Source organism: Endozoicomonas atrinae (genome assembly GCF_001647025.1).
GTDB lineage: Bacteria > Pseudomonadota > Gammaproteobacteria > Pseudomonadales > Endozoicomonadaceae > Endozoicomonas > Endozoicomonas atrinae.
Genome location: NZ_LUKQ02000738.1, coordinates 1 through 592, shown reverse-complemented (window position 1 = coordinate 592; position 592 = coordinate 1). Strand labels below are relative to the sequence as shown.

The 592-nt window shown below is 49.7% G+C and carries 1 protein-coding gene and 1 pseudogene; both read right to left on the bottom strand.

Translation table 11 applies throughout. The features are described from left to right. Positions 1-421: hypothetical protein (locus tag AK963_RS30370; protein WP_139117834.1), on the bottom strand; the 421-nt coding region annotated here is incomplete at its 3' end. Further along, a pseudogene (locus tag AK963_RS36370) lies at positions 403-592 on the bottom strand (IS630 family transposase); the annotation flags it as partial. The gene AK963_RS30370 and the pseudogene AK963_RS36370, both read right to left, overlap by 19 nt.

Here is a 592-nt window from a genome sequence, read left to right as displayed (position 1 = left end):
CAGCGGGGAATACGTGGCTGTTGTTATCGAGAATCAGCAACAGTTCGGAATAATCTTCACCACCTTGCATGGCATAATTGCGGTACTGAACGTCGGACTCATCCCGCAGCTCCGCTTCCAGGTCACTGCGAACGTCCGACTCGTAGTCGTTCTCCCAGGCTTCCAGCGCAGCGTCTTCCTTGTCGGAATAGCTTATGTGATCCCGTACCAGCGCCTTGTCGTCCATAGTGTCGACGCTGTTATTGGCTTGCCATTGCGCTTCTTCATGCAGGGCGGATTCATCCAGATTGCCATCGTCATCCACCAGGGCGTCCACTTCATGATCATCCAGCTCGCCCTGTTCAAACCGCTGTTTCAGTTCCTGATAATGGAAGTCGTACTCATACCAATTGAATTTTCTAACTACTGTATAACTGCCCAATCACGGGAGCACAGACTGAACAGTCGACCAGCTTCGCTGCAAAGGTTATTCCAAGCTTCACAGCAACAATCTACAATATTTTCATAACCTGAAAATGCTTTGTTTGATAAGTCATGCTCCCGCATCCACTCCCATAGCCTTTCTGAGCTGTTTAACTCCGGTGCGAATGGT